Genomic DNA, 17,841 nt, shown 5'->3' with positions numbered 1-17,841 from the left:
CCCCTCAGTTGGCCGCGACGATGGTGCCGCGGCACTCGCCGAAGCCGATGCTGGCCACGCCCTCGCGCACGCAACGGGCGCGCAGGATGATCTCGTCGCCGTCCTCGAGGAACTTGCGCACCTCGCCGCTGGCCAGTTCCACCGGGTGCTTGCCGCCCTCGGTGATCTCCAGCAGGCTGCCGAACGACCCCGGCGCGGCGCCCGACAGGGTACCCGAACCGAACAGGTCGCCCGGTTGCAGCTGGCAGCCGTTGACGCTGTGGTGGGCAACCATCTGCGCCACGGTCCAGTACATGCTGCGGGTGCTGCTCAGGGTCAGGCGATGCGCCGGCAGGTTCTGCTCGCGCATGCGCTCGGTCAGCAGCAGCACTTCCAGCTCGACGTCGAAGGCGCCGGCAGCCTGGTCGCGCTTGTCCAGCAGGTACGACAGCGGCTGCGGGTCACCCTCCGGACGGGCCGGCTGGGCGCAGCGGAATGGCTCCAGTGCCTCGGCGGTTACCACCCACGGCGACACCGTGGTGATGAAGCTCTTGGACAGGAACGGGCCCAGCGGCTGGTATTCCCAGGCCTGGATGTCCCGCGCCGACCAGTCGTTGAGCAGGCAGAAGCCGGCCACGTGCTCGGCGGCATCGCCCACCGGGATCGGCTGGCCCATGTCGTTGCCCTGGCCGATCCAGATACCCAGCTCCAGCTCGTAGTCCAGGCGCGCGCAAGGGCCGAAACTCGGCTCGGTCTGGCCCGCCGGCAGGGTCTGGCCCTTGGGGCGGCGCACATCGGCACCGGAGGCACGGATGGTCGAGGCGCGGCCGTGGTAGCCGATCGGCACATGCTTGTAGTTGGGCAGCAGCGGGTTGTCCGGGCGGAACAGCTTGCCGACGTTCTTGGCATGCTCGATGCCGACGTAGAAGTCGGTGTAGTCACCGATCTTCGCCGGCAGGTGCAGTTGGCATTCGCTGGCCGGGTACAGCGCTGCCTTCAGCGCAGCCTGGTGCTCGCTGCCCTCGTCCAGCAGTGCCAGCAGGCGCTCGCGCAGGGCCACGCGGGCCGTACGGCCCAGGGCGAAGAAGGCGTTCAGCGCGCCGCCGACGGTGGCCTCGACGGCGGCCTTGGCCGCGCCGTCGAACAGGCCAGCGGCCAGCACGGCCTCGAGGTCGAGGATCGCGTCGCCGATGGCCACGCCGCAACGTGGCGCCTGCCCTGGGCGGCTGAAGATGCCCAGGGGCAGGTTCTGCAGCGGGAAGTCGCGGTGCCCGTTGGCGTGCTCGACCCAGCTGCGGGCAATGGCGGTGTGGTTCATCGGTTATCTCCGGTTCGGGTTGAAGGTGCTCGGCAAGGTGGCCCAGCAACTATCGTAGTCGGCCTGCAATTGCGGGCTTTCGAGGGCCTGGCGGCTCGGACGCAGCACCTGGCTGGTCTCGAACATGAAGGCCATGGTGTTGTCGATCTTGTGCGGCGCCAGGTCCACCGAGATGGCCTTGTCGCAGGTCTCGGCGTCCGGGCCGTGGGCGCTCATCACCCCGTGCAGCGAGGCGCCGCCGGGCAGGAAGCCTTCGGCCTTGGCGTCGTAGGCGCCCTGGATCAGGCCCATGAACTCGTTCATCAGGTTGCGGTGGAACCATGGTGGACGGAAGGTATTCTCGGCCACCATCCAGCGCGGCGGGAAAATCACGAAGTCCATGTTGGCCATGCCGTGCACGCTGGTGGGCGAGGTCAGCACGGTGAATATCGACGGGTCGGGATGGTCGAAACTGACCGTGCCGATGGTGTTGAAGCGGCGCAGGTCGTACTTGTACGGCACGTTGCTGCCGTGCCAGGCGACCACGTCCAGCGGCGAATGCTGCAGCTCGCAGGCCCAGTGTTCACCGAGGAACTTCTGCACCAGCTGTACCGGGCCGTTGTTCTCTTCGTAATGGGCGACCGGGGTAAGGAAGTCACGCGGGTTGGCCAGGCCGTTGCTGCCGATCGGGCCGAGGTCCGGGATGCGCAGCGGCGCGCCGTGGTTCTCGGCGATATAGCCACGGGCCTGGGCGTCGAGCAGTTCGACCCGGAACTTCATGCCCCGCGGGATCACCGCGATCTCCAGCGGCCCGACTTCGAGCACGCCCAGCTCGGTGGCGATGCGCAGGCGACCTTGTTCCGGCACCAGCAGCAGCTCGCCGTCGGCATTGAAGAACACCCGCTCCATGGAACGGTTGGCGCGGTAGATGTAGACGCTCACCCCGGCCGGCTTTTCCGATGCCGAGTTGGCCACCATCGGCAGCCAGCCATCGATGAAGTCGGTCGGCTCGGGCGGAATCGGCTGGGGGCTCCAGCGCAGGCGATTGGGGTTGATGGCACCCAGCGCGCCGGTCAGCGGCTGGCGCTCCAGGCGCTCGAAACGCGGGTGCAGCGCCGACGGGCGGATGCGGTACAGCCAGGTACGGCGCAGTTCGCTGCGGGTCATGGTGAAAGCGGTGCCCGACAGCAGCTCGGCGTACAGCCCGTAGGGGGCTTTCTGCGGCGAGTTCTGCCCGACCGGCAGGGCACCGGGCAAGGCTTCGCTGGCGAATTCGTTGCCGAAGCCGCTCAGGTACTCGAGTTCAGGGGAAGTGTCGCGGGTCATCGGTGCCTCCGGGCTGCTGGGAGCCGTTGCGGGCAGCTGGCTGCGGGCCCGATCCTGAAACCGGCACCAGGGGCGGCAGCGCGTCTGCATTGTTTTTATCGTAATCAGATTACGAATAACGTAATTTGCCCGCGCGCAGGCGTCAAGCTATAAAGGCGCCACCCCAAGAATTCCGCATAGAAGTCCCCCATGGCCAAAGCCAGCAGCAGCGCCGACAACGGCAAACAGAAGGTCCGCTCGGCGGAAGTCGGCACCGACATCCTCAAGGCCCTGGCCGAACTCTCCCCCTCCACCTCGTTGTCGCGCCTGGCCGAGCACGTGGACATGCCGGCGAGCAAGGTGCACCGCTACCTGCAGGCGCTGATCGCCAGCGGCTTCGCCGAACAGGACCCGGCCACCAACCACTATGGGCTCGGGCGCGAGGCGTTGCGGGTGGGCATGGCGGCACTGGGCAGCATCGATGTGCTGAAGGTGGCGGCGCTGCCGCTGTCGCAGCTGCGCGACGAGCTCAACGAAAGCTGCTTCATCGCCGTGTGGGGCAACCAAGGCGCGACCGTGGTGAGCATCGAGCCGGCGGTGCGGGCGGTGACGGTGGTGACCCAGATCGGCTCGGTGCTGCCATTGCTGAGTTCGTCCACCGGGCTGGTGTTCGCGGCGCATCTGCCCGAGCGGGAGACCGTGGAGCTGCGCGACCAGGAACTGGCCACGCTGGGCCAGAAGGCGAGCGACTATGCGCCCCTGCTGGAGCAGATCCGCCAGCGCGGCCTGCACCATGTGCACGGGTTGCTGATGCCGGGGGTGGATGCGCTGTCCGCGCCGGTGTTCAACGCCATGGGTCAGGTCGCCGCGGTGATGACCGTGGTCGGGCCGACCTCGATCTTCCATGCCGACGAGCACGGCCCGGCCGCCCGGCGCCTGCTAGCCGCCACCCAAGCCACCAGCTGGCGGATGGGATACGGCGCGGATCAGTGAAAAGGCTTACAAAGCATTACGGATTTTCACTGCGCAGGCTGGCTATAGTCCGCCTGGCACTTTTACCCGAAACGTAAAGGTGAATGTCATAAGCCGCTATTTTTCCCACGAGATCAAGCGCTTATTCTGATCTCACTGGCCGGCACGAAGGGCTCTCCCCCCTGCCTTTCGGGCCCGCCCAGGTTCACCGACGTTGATTTTGAAGCTCCTTGATCTAACGTCTCGATTGGCCGCTGCGATTGCAGCGGCCTTTTTTATTTGTGCAGGATTCGCAAGACCGGCGAAAGGGCCGCAGCGCGGCCCCGGCATTGTTCAACCCAACGGATACTTCTGCAGGTTCGCCATCATCTGCTGCAACGCCTGCAGGCTGTCCTGCGGATGCCCGGCGCCCTCGAAGTCGCCAATGCGCGCCCAGTTGTCCGCCACCTGCTCGGGCGTGAACCCTTCGCGCGGGTCGAACCCCACGCCCTGGCTGCGCTCCCAGCGCAACTTGCCGACCCAGCCGCCGCCCACCTCGAACAGCTCGCCGCTGTCCTGGCACTGTTCGCTCCCCAGGTACACCACCAGCGGGCTGATCAGTTCGGGCTGCAGCCGCTCGAACACCTGCGGCGGGATCAGCCCCTCGGTCATGCGCGTGCCGCCGGTCGGGGCGATGGCGTTGACCAGGATGCCGTGCTTGCGGCCTTCGATGGCCAGGGTGCGGGTCAGCCCATAGAGGCCGAGCTTGGCCATGCCGTAGTTGGCCTGGCCGAAATTGCCATAGATGCCCGAGGTGGACGAGGTGAAGATCACCCGCCCCCAGTTCTGCGCCCGCAGGTGCGGCCAGGCAGCGTGGGTGACCTTGTAGGCGCCCTCGACATGCACGCGGTAGACCAGCTCCCAGTCGCTGTCTTCCATCTTGTGGAAGGTCTTGTCGCGCAGGATGCCGGCGTTATTGACCAGCACATCGACCCGGCCGTAGGTGTCCAGGGCCTGCTCGACAATGCGCGCGCCATCGGTGACCGAGTCATGGTTGGCGATCGCCGAACCGCCCGCGGCGCGGATCTCCTCCACCACGCGGTCGGCCGCCGAGGCGTTGGCGCCTTCACCGTGGGTCGACCCGCCCAGGTCGTTGACCACCACGTGCGCGCCGCGCGCGGCGAACAGCAACGCATGGGCCCGGCCCAGGCCGCCACCGGCCCCCGTGACGATCACCACTCGATCCTGCAGACGTACTGGTTCGCTCATGCTCAAGGCTCCTGGCAATGAAGGGATGCAACGCAGTCTCCGCCAGCCGCCGGGGCCGGGCAATCAAGCGCACCGTGGCGAATGCCGCCCGATAACGCCCGGCGATGATCACCCGGTCAGGACCAGGCGACCTTCAGCGGCACATAGCTCATCGGTTGTTCACGAAAGGCCAGGTAGTGGCGCAGCACCTGCACCGGCGCCTCGGTATGCGGGTAATGGCCAATGCCCTGCAGCACCACGGTGTCCGGCTCCGGCACCAGTTCGCGGTAGCGTTCGACCATGTGCGCGCCGGACAACGGATCGACCGCGCCATTGATGAAGCGCAGCGGCACGCCCGGGCGTTGCAGCGCCGCGACCCAGCGTTCGCGCTGGGCCTTGCGCTCGGGCAGGAAGCTGATGAGCCGGTGCAGGATGCGCGGGCCGCGATTGGAGGCGATCAGGCTCCAGTAGTCGTCCAGGGCGCTTTCGCTGGGGTGGGTGCAGGGGCCGTAGACCTGGGTGACGTTGCGCACCAGGTCGTCGCGCCCGAACGAGCGCCCGACCAGCCAGCCCAGGCGGCTGAGCAGCAGCTTCTGCACCAGCAGCACGCGGCAGCTCTCGGGGAACAGCCCGCTGTTGAGGAACACGCAACTGGCCACCTTGAGCCGCTGCTCATGGTGCCTGGCCAGCAGTTCCTGGGCGACGCTGCCACCGTAGTCATGAGCCAGCAAGTGCACCGGCTGGTCGATGTGCAGGTGCGCCAGCAACGCCTGCTGCAGATCGGCCTGCTCGAGCAGGCTGTAGTCGTGGTCCGCGGGCTTGGCCGAATCGCCGAAGCCGAGCATGTCGCAGGCCACCACGCGAAAACGCTGGGCCAGGGGTGCCCACAGGTAGTGCCAATCCCAGCTGGCCGTGGGGAAACCGTGAAGCAAAAGCAGGGGCTCTCCTTGCCCTGCCGTCCAGTAGCGGATGCTCTGGCCCCGGAAGGTGAAACCCTGGCTCCGGGTGCGCCAGACGCACAATGGAATCTCGGCCAGTGGCATCACGGTCGTCCCGGTGGATAAGTGTCGGAAGAGGGCAAGGCTGCGTTCATTGCATGTCACCTCGGCACATACATGTGCTCTCTATGTCGAGGCTCAGTCTAGAAGCCTATACGAAGGTGATAAGTCGCCTTGGCAGCCAGCCTGATGACCGTGCGAGTCAGTAGCACGAACGGTCAGATCAACTTCATCAGAAGCGGCGCCGCCAGCAGGTTGAGCAGCCCGGTCAGGACCATGACCAGGCCGGCCACCGAGCCCTCCTCGCGGCCGACCTCCTGGGCCCGGCTGACGCCCGCGCCATGGGCGCCGACGCCGAACAGCGCGCCCCGCGCCAATGGCGTGCGCAGTGGCAACCAACGCAGCAGGATGCCGCCGAACATCGCCCCGAGCACGCCGGTGAACATCACGAACACCGCCGTCAGTTCCGGCACGCCGCCCAGGTCCTGGGCCACCGGCATGGCGAACGGCGTGGTGATCGAGCGCGGCAGCAGCGACAGGCTGACCGCCTCGTCCAGCGCCAGCAAATGCGCCAGCGCCCAGGAGCTGCCGATCGAGGCCACGCTGCCGGCCAGCATGCCCACCAGCAGCGCCGGCCAATGCCGTGCCAGCAATGCCCGTTGCTGCCAGATCGGCACCGCGAAGGCGACGGTGACCGGGCCCAGCACGCCCATCAGCCAGTGGGTGTTACGGGCGTACTCGGCGTAGGCGGTGTGCAACGGAACGGCCACCGCCAGCAGCAGCGCCGGCACCAGGATCAGCGGCGACAGCAGATAGCGCCCGCTGCGCCGGTACAGCCAGCGGCTGCCCAGGTAGGCGCCCAGGGTCAGCGCCAACCAGAACAGCGGCATGGGTTCAAGGCTCATGGCGCAACCTCCAGCGGCACACCAGTTCCACGGTCAGCGCGGTGACCACCATCACCAGCAGCGTGCTCAGCGCGATCACCAGCAGGATGCGCCAGCCTTCGCTGCGCAGCAGACTGCCGTAGTCCAGCAGGCTCATCAACGCCGGAATGAAGAACAGCAGCATCTCGGCCATCAGCCAGCCGGCGCCCAGTTGCAGGGTGGCCGGCTTGAGCACGCCGCAGGCGAACAGCACCAGCAGCAGCGCCAGGCCCATCACCCCGGCGGGGATCGGCCAGGACAGCCAGGCGGCCAGCTGGCCGCCGATCAGGAACAGGGCCAGCAGCACCGCCAGCTCGGCGAAGAGGCGCAGGGTTTTCTTCAGCAATGCAGGATTCATGGGCGGGGGTTCCTCGACAACGTGCCCATTGTAGAAGTCGCGCCCCCAGGCCAGAAGCGAATTGTTAGACTGATAGCCATTCCAAAATGGAATCGAGTGATCATGGAATTCAAACAGCTGCGCAGTTTCATCGAGGTCGTCCACAGGGGCGGTTTCACCCAAGCGGCGATCACCCTGCACATCAGCCAGTCGGCGGTGAGCAAGCAGGTCGCCCAGCTGGAACAGGATATCGGCCAGCCGCTGCTGGAGCGCCAGGGTTCGCAGTTACTGCTGACCGCCGCCGGGCGCATCGTCCTCGTACGGGGCGAGGCGCTGTTGCGCCAGCGCCAGGAGCTGCAGAGCGAACTGGACGACCTCAGCCAGATGGCCCGCGGCGAGCTGCGCCTGGGCCTGCCGCTGCTGGGCAGCGACGCGCTGTTTGCCGGGTTGTTCGCCGAGTACCGGCGGCGGCATCCGAACATCTCAATCCAGCTGCTCGAAGGCGGCAGCCGCATGGTCGAGCAGGCGGTGAGAAGCGGCGAGCTGGAACTGGGCGGCAGCCTGACGCCGAGCGATCCGGCGTTCGACTACCAACCCTTTTGCAACGAGCCACTGGAGGCCCTGCTGCCCGCGAGCCACCCACTGGCCGGGCAAGCCGACGTCGCCCTGGCGCAACTGGCCGACACGCCGTTCCTGCTGTACCAACGCAGCTTCGTGTTGAACGATCGGTTGCTCAGTGCCTGCCAGCAGGAGGGATTCACGCCCAGGGAAGGCGGACGCAGCGGCCAGGCGGACTTTCTCGCCGCGCTGGTGGCGGCCGGCCAAGGCGTGGTGCTGCTGCCGGCGATCGTCGCGCGGGCGCTGGAGCGGCCCGGGGTGGTGCGTTTGCCGTTACGGGCGCCGGAACATCTGCGCTGGGACATCGCCTTCATCTGGCGGCGCGGGGCTTATCTGTCGCGGGCGGCGCAGGCGTGGCTGGCGTTGTTGCGTGAACGCGACGAAGCATGACGCGAACCTGTAGGAGCGGCAAGACCGCTCCTACACGGGCGATTTAACCTTTGAGTGCTGCCACAAACTCCGCCAGCCACGGCTCGGCATCGGTCTCCGGCGTCACCGTCTCGCTGGCATCGAGCCGCAACATCGGCAGCACCTCGTTCACCCCCAGTTCGGCGAACAGCTCGCGCATCTGCTCGCCGCCGCCGCAGTAGGTGTCGCCATAGCTGGAGTCGCCAAGGCCGATCACCGCCCCGGGCAACCCGCGCCAGGCCGCCGGCAGTACGTCACGCATGGTGCTGTACAGCGGCATCAGGCTGTCGGGCAGTTCGCCCATACCCGTGGTCGAGGTCACTGCCAACAACGCGTCCGGGGCAAAGCCCTCGATGTCCTGCAGGGTGGCGCGGGCGGCATGCCAGGCTTCAAGGCCGGCGGCCTTGAGCAGCGACTCGGCGTGACGGGCGACTTCTTCGGCGGTGCCGTATACCGAACCGGAAATAATGGCGACTTTCATCGGGTGAGGATTCCGAAACTGAGTGAAAACGTAGGATACTAGCACTCGACAGTGGCAAAAGGCCGCCTATGCCTAAAGTCACACACTTCAGGATTATCCGACGAATGACCGGAACGAAGCGTATTGGCTACTGTCGACAGTCGTGAAGAAATCGCCCTTACCGATCGCCCCTTCGAGTTCGACCATGCAAGCAGACGCCCTACTCTCCCAGGACGAACTGGATTTCATCCAGGACATGCAGCATTCGCCCCAACTGAACCTGGCCGACCCCATGTCGAGCCTGCTGGTCAATGGCGACCGTCGTCTGAAGGACCTGCTCACCCGCCTGGTGGCCAACGAGCAGGTCACCCTGCAGGCCAGCTTCAACAACCAGCAGCTGAGCTTCCCCCTGCAACTGGTCGAGGACGAATTCCACGCCCTGCACCTGCAACTGGGCTCGCCGGACATCTACGAAGACGGCCCCATGCTGCGGCCCTGGCGCCTGTCGCTGGAGCGGCCGAGTGCCTTGCTCGACGACCGCGGCCAGGCCAGCGACCTGTGGGTGCGGGATATCTCGTTCAAGGGCGTGCTGCTGGAGGTCCGTGGCCGGCGCGAGGCGCCGTCCCACTTCAAGCTGCGCTTCGCCGCCGCGGATATACCGCCGATCGGCCTGCACGGCGTGCTGCGTCGGCGCATCGGCCCGCGCCTGGCCGCCTATGACCTGTCGCACAGCCCGGCCGAAGAAATCGAACGTCTGCGCGAGTACATCCTGCAGGCCCACCGCCAAGCCCACCCCGAGCTGCACGCCCAGGCCCCCGCCGCCTGCTGACGACCGTCCAGCCGCTGAAACTGACCGGTCATGACGGATTGCGCATAATCTGCGCCCGATTCTTGCAAGCACGCCTGCGCAGCCCACCACCCCGGGCCGCATGCCAAGGGGCCGGCTACCCGCCAGCCCCGTCGCCAGGAGATACACGATGTCTACCCCACCCGTCACCCTGATGGTGTCGCGCCGCGCCGCCTGTGGCCGCTACCAGGACCTGCTGGCCTGGCTGCACGAAGGCGAGCAACTGGCCACCGACTTCCCCGGTTACCTGGGCTCGGGCATCCTCGCGCCGCCGGCCGAGGGCGATGAATTCCAGATCATCTTCCGCTTCACCGACGAGCAGACCCTGCACGCCTGGGAGCACTCCGCCTCGCGCCGGACCTGGCTTGAGCGCGGCAACGGCCTGTTCGAACGCCCCAAAGAGAGGCGCGTAAGCGGCATCGACGACTGGTTCGGCACCAATACAGTGCAGAAACCGCCGCGCTGGAAGCAGGCCACGGCCATCTGGCTGGCGTTCTTCCCGGTCTCGCTGCTGTTCAACCTGCTGTTCGGCCACTGGCTGGCAGCGCTGGAACTGCTGCCCCGCGTACTGCTCAGCACCCTGGCCCTGACCCCCTTGATGGTGTACCTGTTCATCCCGCTGTCCACCCGCCTGCTGGCCGGCTGGCTGAACGCCGCGCCGCCTGCCCCGAGCGGCCGGGCCCAGGGGCTGCGCAGCCGCTGAGGCACGGGCTCGCAAGGCCGCGCAGTTCGGGTATGCTGGGGCATCACGCACGGACAGACGAACAGACCGCCCGCACATGAACAGCCCAATCCTCATCACCGGCGCCAGCCAGCGCGTCGGGCTGGCCCTGGCCCTGGAGCTGGCCCAGGCCGGCCATACGGTGGTCAGCGCCAGCCGCAGCCTGCATCCCCAGGCAGCCCACCCGAACATCCGGCAGTTCCAGGCCGACCTGACCCGCAGCGAAGACCGCCAGGCCCTGATCGACCACCTGCACGGCCACTACGATGGCCTGCGCGGGATCATCCACAACGCCTCGCTGTGGCTCGACGATGGCCTGGACAACCTCGACACCATGTTCCGCCTGCACGTCGAGGCGCCCTACCACCTCAACCTGGCCCTCGGCGAGTGGCTGAACAAGGTGGACAAGGCCGACATCATCCATATCTGCGACGAGACCTCCTCGCGCGGCAGCAAGAGCCATATCGGCTACGCCGCGACCAAGGCCGCGCTGCAGAACATGGTGTTGTCGTTTGCCGAAAAGTACGCGCCCAAGGTGCGCGTCAACGGTATCCTGCCGGGCCTGTTGATCCTCAAGGAAGGCGGCGACGAGCAGTACCGCCAGCAGACCCTGAAAAAGGCCCTGCTCGAATTCGAACCCGGCGCCCGCCCGCTGATCGACGCCGTGCTGTTCCTGCTCGAAAGCCAGTACAGCACCGGCAGCCAGGTGGTCATCAACGGTGGCCGCCATCTGAAGAACCGCATGACCTGAAGAGACACCGCCCATGACCCCGCAACAACAGCTCGAACTCGAAGCCGCCGCGTTCCGGCGCCTGGTCGACCATCTGCAGAAACGCACCGACGTGCAGAACATCGACCTGATGAACCTCTCCGGCTTCTGCCGCAACTGCCTGTCGAAATGGCTCAAGGCCGCCGCCGACGATCGCCAGATCGAGCTGAGCCTGGACGATGCCCGCGAGCAGGTGTACGGCATGCCCTACGCCGAGTGGAAAGCCCAATACCAGAAAGAAGCCAGCGCCGAGCAACAGGCGGCGTTCGAACAAGGAAAACCCCGTGACTGACCTGAACACCCTGCGCAGCAGCCTCGCCAGCGGCGAGCACGTTTTCGCCGATACCCTGGCGTTCATCGCCGCGAACTACAGCTACCAGCCCCAGGCCTTCGACAACGGCGACGTGCACAACGCCGTCGGGCAGAACGAAGGTTCGTGCAAGACCCTGGGCCTGGCGCTGCTGGAAGGGCTGAGCGACCAGGAAGCGCTGCTGGCCTTCGGCGAGCACTACCGCAGCGTGGTGGCCACCCCCGAGGGCAGCGACCATGGCAACATCCGTGCGCTGATCAAGCATGGTTTGGCCGGCGTGAAGTTCACCGCCCAGCCGCTGGCGCGCATGGCCTGACTTCGCCTCTCGCCCATCGCGGGGCAAGTCGCGGCGGTGCGCCGATGCGACGTGCCCCGCGACGAGGCCCTCAACTGATAACGCTACCCGGCACCTGGCCCTCTAACTGCCCTTCTCGCAGCCACCCCAGCGCAATCGGCCACAAACTTTCACGAAACCGATCGTGAAAGAACGCGAAATGCCCGATCTCCTCCACCGAGATATCCACAGGCGCCACCCGCAGGTGCCGACGCTCGGCCTGGCGCAGGTACCCCAACAACCGTTCGGTGGCCGCCACCGTGCCGAACGGATCGTCGGTCAGGCTGATGGCCAGGGTCGCCGCCCGCACCTGTTCGAACGGCAGCGCCTCGAGCAGGCGCCCACTGGGCCGGTGCTCGTAGCGCGGCGTGCGGGTACTCCAGTCACGCACCACCCCGGCCGGGGTGTCCTCCAGCCAGCCCAGGCGCTTGCCGGGGAAATAGCCGAATACCCGGGTCAGCAAAGGCATGACCACATGCCACTTGCCGAACAGTTGCCAGCGCTGGTCCGCCGCATAGTCGCGCCAATAGGCGAACTGCGCGCCCACCAGCACCGCTCGGCGCACCTGCGCGGCCGAAGGTGCCAGCCCCAGCGCCCAGCCGCCGAAGCTGTGGCCGACCACATGCACCGGTTGCCCGGGCTGTTCGGCTGCGGCCAGTTGCAACATTGCCTCGAAATCCAGGCGCCCCCAGTCGCTCCACGACGCCTTGAAACCGCGCAACGAAGCCGGGCGTGATTCGCCAATACCTCGGTAGTCATAGGTGAGCACATCGAAGCCCTGGGCGAACAGGTAATCGGCGAATCGCGAGTAATAACGGCAGCGCACCGAGGTGGCGGCATTGATGATCACCAGCGGGCGCTGGGCGTCGGTCTGGGCGTGACGCCAACGAAAACCGCCGAGGCTGTAGCCGTCGGCGGCGAGCTGGCGAAATGCACTGGCGGGTTGGGTGAGGCTGCTCATGGCGCGCTCCCTGCGTTGTCCGCCAACGCTAGCAAACATACCCCCGTTATAGCTAGGTGGTGGGCAGCGCGCCGGCCACACCCGGTTTGCGCAGCACGGCCAGGCGCGAGCCGTCGTAGCGGGTCTCGCGGAACAGCTTCCAGCGCCCAAACAGCCCGTACACGTGCATCACCCGTCCCTGCTCGTGGTAGCCCATGCGCAGGTGCAGCTTCATGGCCGGCACGTTGTGGGTCTCCACCACGTCCACCACCTTGTGGCAGCCCTTTTCACGCATGGTGTTCCACAGCTCGACCTGGGCCGTCACCGACAGCTCGCTGCCAAAATAGGGGCGGGTCATCTCGCCGCCGAACTCGAAGAACTCGCCCGGTTTCACCGGGAAGGTGCAACCGTAGTAGTGCTTGTCGTGATAGTCGACCACGCTGGCCCAGATGAAGGCCACGGCGTCGCCCTGCTCGTCCAGGTACATGTGCCCGGTGTGCCCTTCGGCGGCCAGTTCGCGCATGGTCTCGACGCGGTCGCCGAAATTCGCGGCGAAGGCGTCGGCATTGGCGGTGGTGATCTGCACCAGGGTGACCGGTGTGTGGGCCTTGAGGTTGTAGGGAGGCACCGGACTGATCAGGTCGCGTTCCATCCACAACAATTCCCAGTGGAAGAACACGTAACGTTCGAACAAGGTCTTGAAGGTGCGCTTGAGGCCCTTCTGGCGAATGCGTTCTTGTAGTTTTTGCAGTGCGCCCATTGCTCCCTCCTCGGCCCCCGCGGAATTGCCAGGCCAATAGCTGGGGTATAGATCAGGCAGAGGGTGCCCATGGCAAAGGGCCATTGGAGGATTTGTTTCAGAATATTAACAAGTCGTCGGTGGGAACCGCGCAGCCGTCATCAACGGCTGCGCGGTCAAGGACTTGCTTACAGCTCGATGCAGTCGAACCGTACGTCGGTGGCCACGTCTTCGTCGTAGTTGACGTCAGCGCGCTCGAAGCCGAACAGGTTGAGGAACTGCTTCTTGTAGCCGGCGTAGTCGGTCAGTTCGAACAGGTTCTCGGTGGTTACCTTCGGCCACATGGCACGGCAGGCGTCCTGCACGTCATCACGCAGTTCCCAGTCGTCCAGACGCAGGCGGCCTTCGTCGTCCAGTGCAGCCGGCGCACCGTCCGCACGGTACATGCGGTCACGGAACATGCGGTCCAGCTGGTTTTGGGTACCTTCGTGGATACCCTTCTCCTGCATGATCTTGAAGACCATCGACAGGTACAGCGGCATCACCGGGATCGCCGAGCTGGCCTGGGTAACGACCGACTTGAGCACCGCAACGTTGGCACTGCCACCGACTTTCTTGCCCAGGCGCTGGGCGGTTTCGTCCAGGTCCTGCTTGGCCTTGCCCAGGGCGCCGTCCCAGTAGATCGGCCAGGTGATGTCGGAGCCGATGTAGCTGAAGGCCACGGTGCGGGCCTGCGGCGCCAGCACGCCTGCAGCGTTCAGGGCGTCGATCCACAGCTCCCAGTCCTGGCCGCCCATGACGGTGACGGTGTCAGCGATTTCCTGCTCGGTGGCCGGCTCGATGCTGGCCTCGATGATGGTGTCCTTGTTGGTGTCGATGGCGGTCGACTTGTACGGCTGGCCGATCGGCTTGAGCGCCGAGCGGACCACTTCACCGGTCTGCGGCAGCTTGCGCACTGGCGAGGCCAGCGAGTAGATCACCAGGTCGACCTGGCCGCCCATTTCGTTCTTGATCAGCTCGATGACCTTGGCGCGGGCTTCGTCGGAGAAAGCGTCACCGTTGATCGACTTGCTGTACAGGCCTTCGGCCTTGGCGAACTTGTCGAAGGCGGCGGCGTTGTACCAGCCGGCGGTACCGGCCTTGGTCTCGGTGCCCGGCTTTTCGAAGAACACGCCCAGGGTGTCGGCCTTGAAGCCGAACGCCGCGGTGATGCGCGCGGCCAGGCCGTAGCCGCTGGAGGCGCCGATCACCAGGACTTTCTTCGGACCATCCTCGCGCACGCCCAGCTTGCGGGTGGCTTCGATCTGGTCACGGACGTTGAGCTCGCAGCCCTTGGGGTGAGTCGTGGTGCAGATGAAACCGCGAACCTTGGGATGAATGATGGCCAATGTCTGTACCTCGTCAGGTTTAGGCTGGGGCAGCGCCCGGATTCGGGGCGCTGCCGTTTGATCTAGAGGGTGAGACTACCCTCGCGGGATATCCGACACATATTACGGGGTGATTCGCATTGCTGCATTGTCCGCACGCTCCCATTTGCCGGCAAAGCCAGCGCCTACAGGTACGGCGTTGATCTTGAGGCTGGCGCGGTCCTGTGGGAGCGGCCTTGTGTCGCGAAAGGGCTGCGCAGCAGCCCCAGGGTTCCAGTGTTGACGCGAAGATCGCCGGGGCCGCTGTGCGGCCCTTTCGCGACACAAGGCCGCTCCCACAGGTTCCGTTCCATCAGGACAACACAGGCGACAGGGCCTCTCGCAACCACGCCAGGAACTGCCGCGCCAGCGGATCCTCCTGGCTCTCCCAATGCACCAGGCAGCTCCACACCGGCCCGCGTACGCGCTGTGCCGACAAGGGCCGCAAACGTCCCTCATCGACCATCCGCTGCGCCAGCAGTTGACTGACCAGGGCAATCCCCAGCCCCTCGCCCGCCGCCTCCAGCAGCAACCCCGGGTCTGAGAAGTTCAGCCCCTTGCCCTGCTGCCCCACCTCCTCGCCGCCTTCCAGCTGCCAGTGACTCCAGTCCATCTCGCGCTCGCCGTGCAAGGTCGTGCGCCCGGTCTCGGGCAACGTCGGGTGACAAGCCGGATACAACCTGTCCTGGTGCAGCACGGTGAAGCTGCATTCAGCCTGCGGCCCGATATCGTCGCGAATCGCCAGGTCGATGGTCTCGTTGGCCATGTCCGGGACCTCGAAGCTGGTAAACAGCCACAGGTCGACATCCGGGTGACGCTGGTGGAAATCCGCCAGGCGCGGCAACAGCCAATGCCGGGCGAAGGCCGGGGTGGTATTGACCACTAACTGGTTGGGCTTGCGGTATTGGTCGAGGCGACGGATGCCCACCGCCAGTTGCTGCAACAGGGCTTGGGTGGTGCTGAGCAGGTCATGCCCGGCGTCGGTCAGGCTGACGCTCCGCCCGCTGCGGTGGAACAACGGTTGCTCCAGATAGCTTTCCAGGCTGCGGATCTGCTGGCTGATCGCCGACTGGGTAAGGTTCAGGGCCTCGGCGGCCTTGTGGAAGCTGCCCAGACGGGCGGCGGCTTCGAAGCCACGCAGGGCGTTGAGCGGGGGCCAATGCTTGAGCATGCTGATAAGCCTGACTGATCAGAAATACGCTAAATCTATCGTTTGTCGCTCCGGTTTCCCAGCCATAACATGGGCAGCAACACCCGCGACGGCGGGCTTCGTTGATAAAAATCCCTAATAGATCGGAGTTCACTATGACCCTGTCCCGCGACAGCGGCTGGCGCATGCCTGCCGAATGGGCCCGCCACGCCGCCACCTGGATGATCTGGCCACACAACAAGCCACTGTGGGAGGCGGGCTGGGGCGTGACCCTGGCCGACGTGCAGCGCGACTATGCCCGCGTGGCCGCCGCCATCGCGCGCTTCGAGCCGGTGAAGATGGTGGTCGATCCCTCGGCCATGGCCATTGCCCGCGAACTGTGCGGCCCCGGCATCGAGCTGGTCGAACTGGCCGTGGACGACAGCTGGTGCCGCGACAGCGGCCCGACCTTCCTCATCCACCCGCAGCAGGGCGTGGCCGGCCTGAGCTGGCGCTTCAACGCCTGGGGCGACAAGTCCGAGCACGGCAAGGACCGCAGCCTGGCCCGACGCATCCTCGATCATCTCGGCCTCGAAGGCCTGAGCACTCCGCTGTGCAACGAAGGCGGCGCCATCCATGTCGACGGCGAAGGCACGCTGATCACCACCGAGTCGGTGCTGCTCAACCCCAACCGCAACCCGGGCCTGAGCAAGGCTGACTTCGAGGACTGCTTCGCCCGCCTGCTGGGCATCCGCAAGACCATCTGGCTGCCGGGTGACCCGCAGTACGTCACCGGCGACATGACCGACGGCCATGTCGATGGCGTGTGCGCCTTCGCCCGCCCCGGCGTGCTGCTGGTGGACGCCACCCACGACCAGGGCTCGGTGTACGCCGAGGTGGCCCGCGAGAACCGCCGCGCCCTGGAGTTGGCCACCGATGCCCAAGGCCGCTCGTTCGAGCTGCTCGACCTGTACGAGGCCACGGCGGCCGTGGATACCGAGGCCGAGGTGTTCTGCGCTTCGTACACCAACTTCTACCTGGCCAACGGCGCGGTGATCATGCCGGCCTACGGCATCGACGCCGACCAGGCCGCCGCCCGGCAGCTGGCCCTGGCCTTCCCCGGCCGCGAGGTCGTGCCGGTGCGCATCGACCATATCGCCCACGGCGGCGGCGGCATCCACTGCATCACCCAGCAGCAGCCGGCCTGGCAGGGAGCGCGCCCATGAGCACCTTGCGCATCGCCACCACGCAGATGGCCTGCAGCTGGGACCTGGCCGCCAACCTCGAGCGCGCCGAGCAGCTGGTGCGCCAGGCCGCCGCCCAGGGTGCCCAAGTGATCCTGCTGCAGGAGCTGTTCGCCACCCCGTATTTCTGCATCGAGCAGTGCCACAGCCACCAGGCCCTGGCCCAGGACTACCACGACAGCCCGCTGCTCAAGCGCTTCGCCGCCCTGGCCAAGGAGCTGGGCGTGGTGCTGCCGCTGAGCTGGTACGAGCGCGCCGGCAACGCCTTCTTCAACTCGCTGACCGTGGCCGACGCCGACGGCCGCCTGCTGGGGGTGTACCGCAAGACCCACATCCCCAACGCCATCGGCTACCAGGAAAAGGAATACTTCAGCCCCGGCGACACCGGTTTCAAGGTCTGGGACACCGCCTTCGGCCGCCTGGGCATCGGTATCTGCTGGGACCAGTGGTTCCCCGAGACCGCCCGCTGCCTGGCGCTGATGGGCGCCGAGGTGCTGCTGTTCCCCACCGCCATCGGCTCGGAGCCGGGCGCCGCCGAGCTGGACTCGCGTGACCATTGGCAGATGGCCATGCGCGGCCACGCCGCCGCCAACCTGCTGCCGGTGGTGGCCGCCAACCGCGTCGGTCACGAGGTGGCGCGCAGCGACGACAACCTGTCGATGCGCTTCTACGGCTCCTCGTTCATCTGCGACCACAAGGGCGCGATGCTGCAAGAGGCCGACCGCGACAGCAGCGGCGTCTGGCTGCACGACCTGGACCTGGAACGCATGCGCGAAGACCGCCTTAGCTGGGGCATCTACCGCGACCGTCGCCCCAGCATGTACGCGCCGTTGCTCAGCCTGGACGGCCGCACCCCACAGACCGCGAGGGCCTGAACC

The 17,841-nt window shown here is 66.4% G+C and carries 20 protein-coding genes; 9 read left to right on the top strand and 11 right to left on the bottom strand.

Going from position 1 to position 17,841, the window contains the following annotated elements:
* Nucleotides 1-4 precede the first annotated feature (4 nt).
* On the bottom strand, nucleotides 5-1,297 hold the full coding sequence (fahA, locus tag AC25MA_RS12345; protein WP_486972064.1) for a fumarylacetoacetase: 1,293 nt from the start codon (nucleotides 1,295-1,297) through the stop codon (nucleotides 5-7).
* A gap of 3 nt (nucleotides 1,298-1,300) precedes the next feature.
* Nucleotides 1,301-2,602 carry a homogentisate 1,2-dioxygenase gene (hmgA, locus tag AC25MA_RS12340; protein ID WP_486972063.1) on the bottom strand — a complete coding sequence of 434 codons (1,302 nt, stop codon included), beginning with the start codon at nucleotides 2,600-2,602 and terminating at the stop codon, nucleotides 1,301-1,303.
* Nucleotides 2,603-2,791: 189 nt separating this feature from the next.
* Between hmgA and AC25MA_RS12335 the strand changes: the two genes are divergently transcribed.
* The gene (locus AC25MA_RS12335) at nucleotides 2,792-3,574 is read left to right on the top strand and encodes an IclR family transcriptional regulator (RefSeq protein ID WP_028689841.1); all 783 of its coding nucleotides are present in this window, start codon (nucleotides 2,792-2,794) and stop codon (nucleotides 3,572-3,574) included.
* Between the two features lie 312 nt (nucleotides 3,575-3,886).
* Here AC25MA_RS12335 and AC25MA_RS12330 read toward each other — a convergent pair whose 3' ends face one another.
* The 4 genes from AC25MA_RS12330 to AC25MA_RS12315 form a co-directional block, all read right to left on the bottom strand.
* Complete coding sequence (locus AC25MA_RS12330) at nucleotides 3,887-4,801, bottom strand: SDR family oxidoreductase (RefSeq protein WP_062363975.1); 915 nt, start codon at nucleotides 4,799-4,801, stop codon at nucleotides 3,887-3,889.
* Between the two features lie 116 nt (nucleotides 4,802-4,917).
* The gene (locus AC25MA_RS12325; RefSeq protein ID WP_062363974.1) at nucleotides 4,918-5,823 is read right to left on the bottom strand and encodes an alpha/beta fold hydrolase; all 906 of its coding nucleotides are present in this window, start codon (nucleotides 5,821-5,823) and stop codon (nucleotides 4,918-4,920) included.
* A gap of 173 nt (nucleotides 5,824-5,996) precedes the next feature.
* A complete protein-coding gene (locus AC25MA_RS12320; RefSeq protein ID WP_028689844.1) occupies nucleotides 5,997-6,683 on the bottom strand; it encodes an LrgB family protein in 687 nt (228 codons plus the stop codon).
* Complete coding sequence (locus AC25MA_RS12315; RefSeq protein WP_486972062.1) at nucleotides 6,673-7,059, bottom strand: CidA/LrgA family protein; 387 nt, start codon at nucleotides 7,057-7,059, stop codon at nucleotides 6,673-6,675. Before AC25MA_RS12315 ends, AC25MA_RS12320 begins: the two co-directional genes overlap by 11 nt.
* 102 nt (nucleotides 7,060-7,161) lie before the next feature.
* Between AC25MA_RS12315 and AC25MA_RS12310 the strand changes: the two genes are divergently transcribed.
* Nucleotides 7,162-8,046: a LysR substrate-binding domain-containing protein gene (locus AC25MA_RS12310; RefSeq protein WP_486972061.1), complete on the top strand. Its 885-nt coding sequence runs from the start codon at nucleotides 7,162-7,164 to the stop codon at nucleotides 8,044-8,046.
* Between the two features lie 43 nt (nucleotides 8,047-8,089).
* Here the strand turns inward: AC25MA_RS12310 and AC25MA_RS12305 are convergent, their stop codons facing one another.
* Entirely contained in the window at nucleotides 8,090-8,545 is a 456-nt protein-coding gene (locus AC25MA_RS12305; RefSeq protein ID WP_028689847.1) for a flavodoxin, read from the bottom strand.
* Nucleotides 8,546-8,729: 184 nt separating this feature from the next.
* Here AC25MA_RS12305 and AC25MA_RS12300 point away from each other — a divergent pair, with 184 nt between their 5' ends.
* The 5 genes from AC25MA_RS12300 (at nucleotide 8,730) to AC25MA_RS12280 (ending at nucleotide 11,487) form a co-directional block, all read left to right on the top strand.
* Nucleotides 8,730-9,353, top strand: a complete 624-nt coding sequence (locus AC25MA_RS12300) for a hypothetical protein (RefSeq protein WP_028689848.1) — start codon at nucleotides 8,730-8,732, stop codon at nucleotides 9,351-9,353.
* A gap of 148 nt (nucleotides 9,354-9,501) precedes the next feature.
* On the top strand, nucleotides 9,502-10,074 hold the full coding sequence (locus AC25MA_RS12295; protein WP_349738791.1) for a putative antibiotic biosynthesis monooxygenase: 573 nt from the start codon (nucleotides 9,502-9,504) through the stop codon (nucleotides 10,072-10,074).
* Nucleotides 10,075-10,150: 76 nt separating this feature from the next.
* Complete coding sequence (folM, locus tag AC25MA_RS12290; RefSeq protein WP_028689850.1) at nucleotides 10,151-10,843, top strand: dihydromonapterin reductase; 693 nt, start codon at nucleotides 10,151-10,153, stop codon at nucleotides 10,841-10,843.
* A 13-nt stretch (nucleotides 10,844-10,856) separates the two neighbouring features.
* The gene (locus AC25MA_RS12285; protein ID WP_028689851.1) at nucleotides 10,857-11,153 is read left to right on the top strand and encodes a DUF1244 domain-containing protein; all 297 of its coding nucleotides are present in this window, start codon (nucleotides 10,857-10,859) and stop codon (nucleotides 11,151-11,153) included.
* Complete coding sequence (locus AC25MA_RS12280) at nucleotides 11,146-11,487, top strand: HopJ type III effector protein (protein ID WP_486972060.1); 342 nt, start codon at nucleotides 11,146-11,148, stop codon at nucleotides 11,485-11,487. The genes AC25MA_RS12285 and AC25MA_RS12280 overlap by 8 nt, the downstream gene beginning before the upstream one ends.
* Before the next feature lie 70 nt (nucleotides 11,488-11,557).
* Here AC25MA_RS12280 and AC25MA_RS12275 read toward each other — a convergent pair whose 3' ends face one another.
* The 4 genes from AC25MA_RS12275 to AC25MA_RS12260 form a co-directional block, all read right to left on the bottom strand.
* Complete coding sequence (locus AC25MA_RS12275) at nucleotides 11,558-12,466, bottom strand: alpha/beta hydrolase family protein (protein ID WP_028689853.1); 909 nt, start codon at nucleotides 12,464-12,466, stop codon at nucleotides 11,558-11,560.
* 52 nt (nucleotides 12,467-12,518) lie between these two features.
* Complete coding sequence (locus AC25MA_RS12270) at nucleotides 12,519-13,205, bottom strand: GNAT family N-acetyltransferase (protein WP_028689854.1); 687 nt, start codon at nucleotides 13,203-13,205, stop codon at nucleotides 12,519-12,521.
* A gap of 167 nt (nucleotides 13,206-13,372) precedes the next feature.
* Nucleotides 13,373-14,572 (bottom strand): enoyl-ACP reductase FabV, encoded by a 1,200-nt coding sequence (fabV, locus tag AC25MA_RS12265; RefSeq protein WP_028689855.1) that lies wholly within the window; start codon nucleotides 14,570-14,572, stop codon nucleotides 13,373-13,375.
* A 331-nt stretch (nucleotides 14,573-14,903) separates the two neighbouring features.
* A complete protein-coding gene (locus AC25MA_RS12260; protein ID WP_028689856.1) occupies nucleotides 14,904-15,761 on the bottom strand; it encodes a LysR substrate-binding domain-containing protein in 858 nt (285 codons plus the stop codon).
* Nucleotides 15,762-15,895: 134 nt separating this feature from the next.
* On the opposite strand from AC25MA_RS12260, the gene AC25MA_RS12255 reads away from it, so the two are divergent.
* Both AC25MA_RS12255 and aguB read left to right on the top strand, forming a co-directional pair.
* On the top strand, nucleotides 15,896-16,945 hold the full coding sequence (locus tag AC25MA_RS12255) for an agmatine deiminase family protein (protein WP_028689857.1): 1,050 nt from the start codon (nucleotides 15,896-15,898) through the stop codon (nucleotides 16,943-16,945).
* On the top strand, nucleotides 16,942-17,838 hold the full coding sequence (gene aguB / locus AC25MA_RS12250; RefSeq protein ID WP_028689858.1) for an N-carbamoylputrescine amidase: 897 nt from the start codon (nucleotides 16,942-16,944) through the stop codon (nucleotides 17,836-17,838). The genes AC25MA_RS12255 and aguB overlap by 4 nt, the downstream gene beginning before the upstream one ends.
* Nucleotides 17,839-17,841: the final 3 nt, after the last annotated feature.

The organism is Pseudomonas sp. P65(2024), from assembly GCF_057480955.1.
Note: the sequence above shows the minus strand (reverse complement) of the source record. Positions and strands in the feature narration are given on the sequence as shown.

Bases quoted from the DNA above. Each gene is read 5' to 3' on its own strand.
- AC25MA_RS12325 (WP_062363974.1), bottom strand. From the start codon at position 5,823: ATGCCACTGGCCGAGATTCCATTGTGCGTCTGGCGCACCCGGAGCCAG.
- fahA (WP_486972064.1), bottom strand. From the start codon at position 1,297: ATGAACCACACCGCCATTGCCCGCAGCTGGGTCGAGCACGCCAACGGG.
- folM (WP_028689850.1), top strand. From the start codon at position 10,151: ATGAACAGCCCAATCCTCATCACCGGCGCCAGCCAGCGCGTCGGGCTG.
- AC25MA_RS12295 (WP_349738791.1), top strand. From the start codon at position 9,502: ATGTCTACCCCACCCGTCACCCTGATGGTGTCGCGCCGCGCCGCCTGT.
- AC25MA_RS12270 (WP_028689854.1), bottom strand. From the start codon at position 13,205: ATGGGCGCACTGCAAAAACTACAAGAACGCATTCGCCAGAAGGGCCTC.
- AC25MA_RS12335 (WP_028689841.1), top strand. From the start codon at position 2,792: ATGGCCAAAGCCAGCAGCAGCGCCGACAACGGCAAACAGAAGGTCCGC.
- AC25MA_RS12260 (WP_028689856.1), bottom strand. From the start codon at position 15,761: ATGCTCAAGCATTGGCCCCCGCTCAACGCCCTGCGTGGCTTCGAAGCC.
- AC25MA_RS12310 (WP_486972061.1), top strand. From the start codon at position 7,162: ATGGAATTCAAACAGCTGCGCAGTTTCATCGAGGTCGTCCACAGGGGC.
- AC25MA_RS12320 (WP_028689844.1), bottom strand. From the start codon at position 6,683: ATGAGCCTTGAACCCATGCCGCTGTTCTGGTTGGCGCTGACCCTGGGC.
- AC25MA_RS12315 (WP_486972062.1), bottom strand. From the start codon at position 7,059: ATGAATCCTGCATTGCTGAAGAAAACCCTGCGCCTCTTCGCCGAGCTG.
- AC25MA_RS12300 (WP_028689848.1), top strand. From the start codon at position 8,730: ATGCAAGCAGACGCCCTACTCTCCCAGGACGAACTGGATTTCATCCAG.
- aguB (WP_028689858.1), top strand. From the start codon at position 16,942: ATGAGCACCTTGCGCATCGCCACCACGCAGATGGCCTGCAGCTGGGAC.
- AC25MA_RS12275 (WP_028689853.1), bottom strand. From the start codon at position 12,466: ATGAGCAGCCTCACCCAACCCGCCAGTGCATTTCGCCAGCTCGCCGCC.
- AC25MA_RS12305 (WP_028689847.1), bottom strand. From the start codon at position 8,545: ATGAAAGTCGCCATTATTTCCGGTTCGGTATACGGCACCGCCGAAGAA.
- AC25MA_RS12285 (WP_028689851.1), top strand. From the start codon at position 10,857: ATGACCCCGCAACAACAGCTCGAACTCGAAGCCGCCGCGTTCCGGCGC.
- AC25MA_RS12330 (WP_062363975.1), bottom strand. From the start codon at position 4,801: ATGAGCGAACCAGTACGTCTGCAGGATCGAGTGGTGATCGTCACGGGG.
- AC25MA_RS12255 (WP_028689857.1), top strand. From the start codon at position 15,896: ATGACCCTGTCCCGCGACAGCGGCTGGCGCATGCCTGCCGAATGGGCC.
- hmgA (WP_486972063.1), bottom strand. From the start codon at position 2,602: ATGACCCGCGACACTTCCCCTGAACTCGAGTACCTGAGCGGCTTCGGC.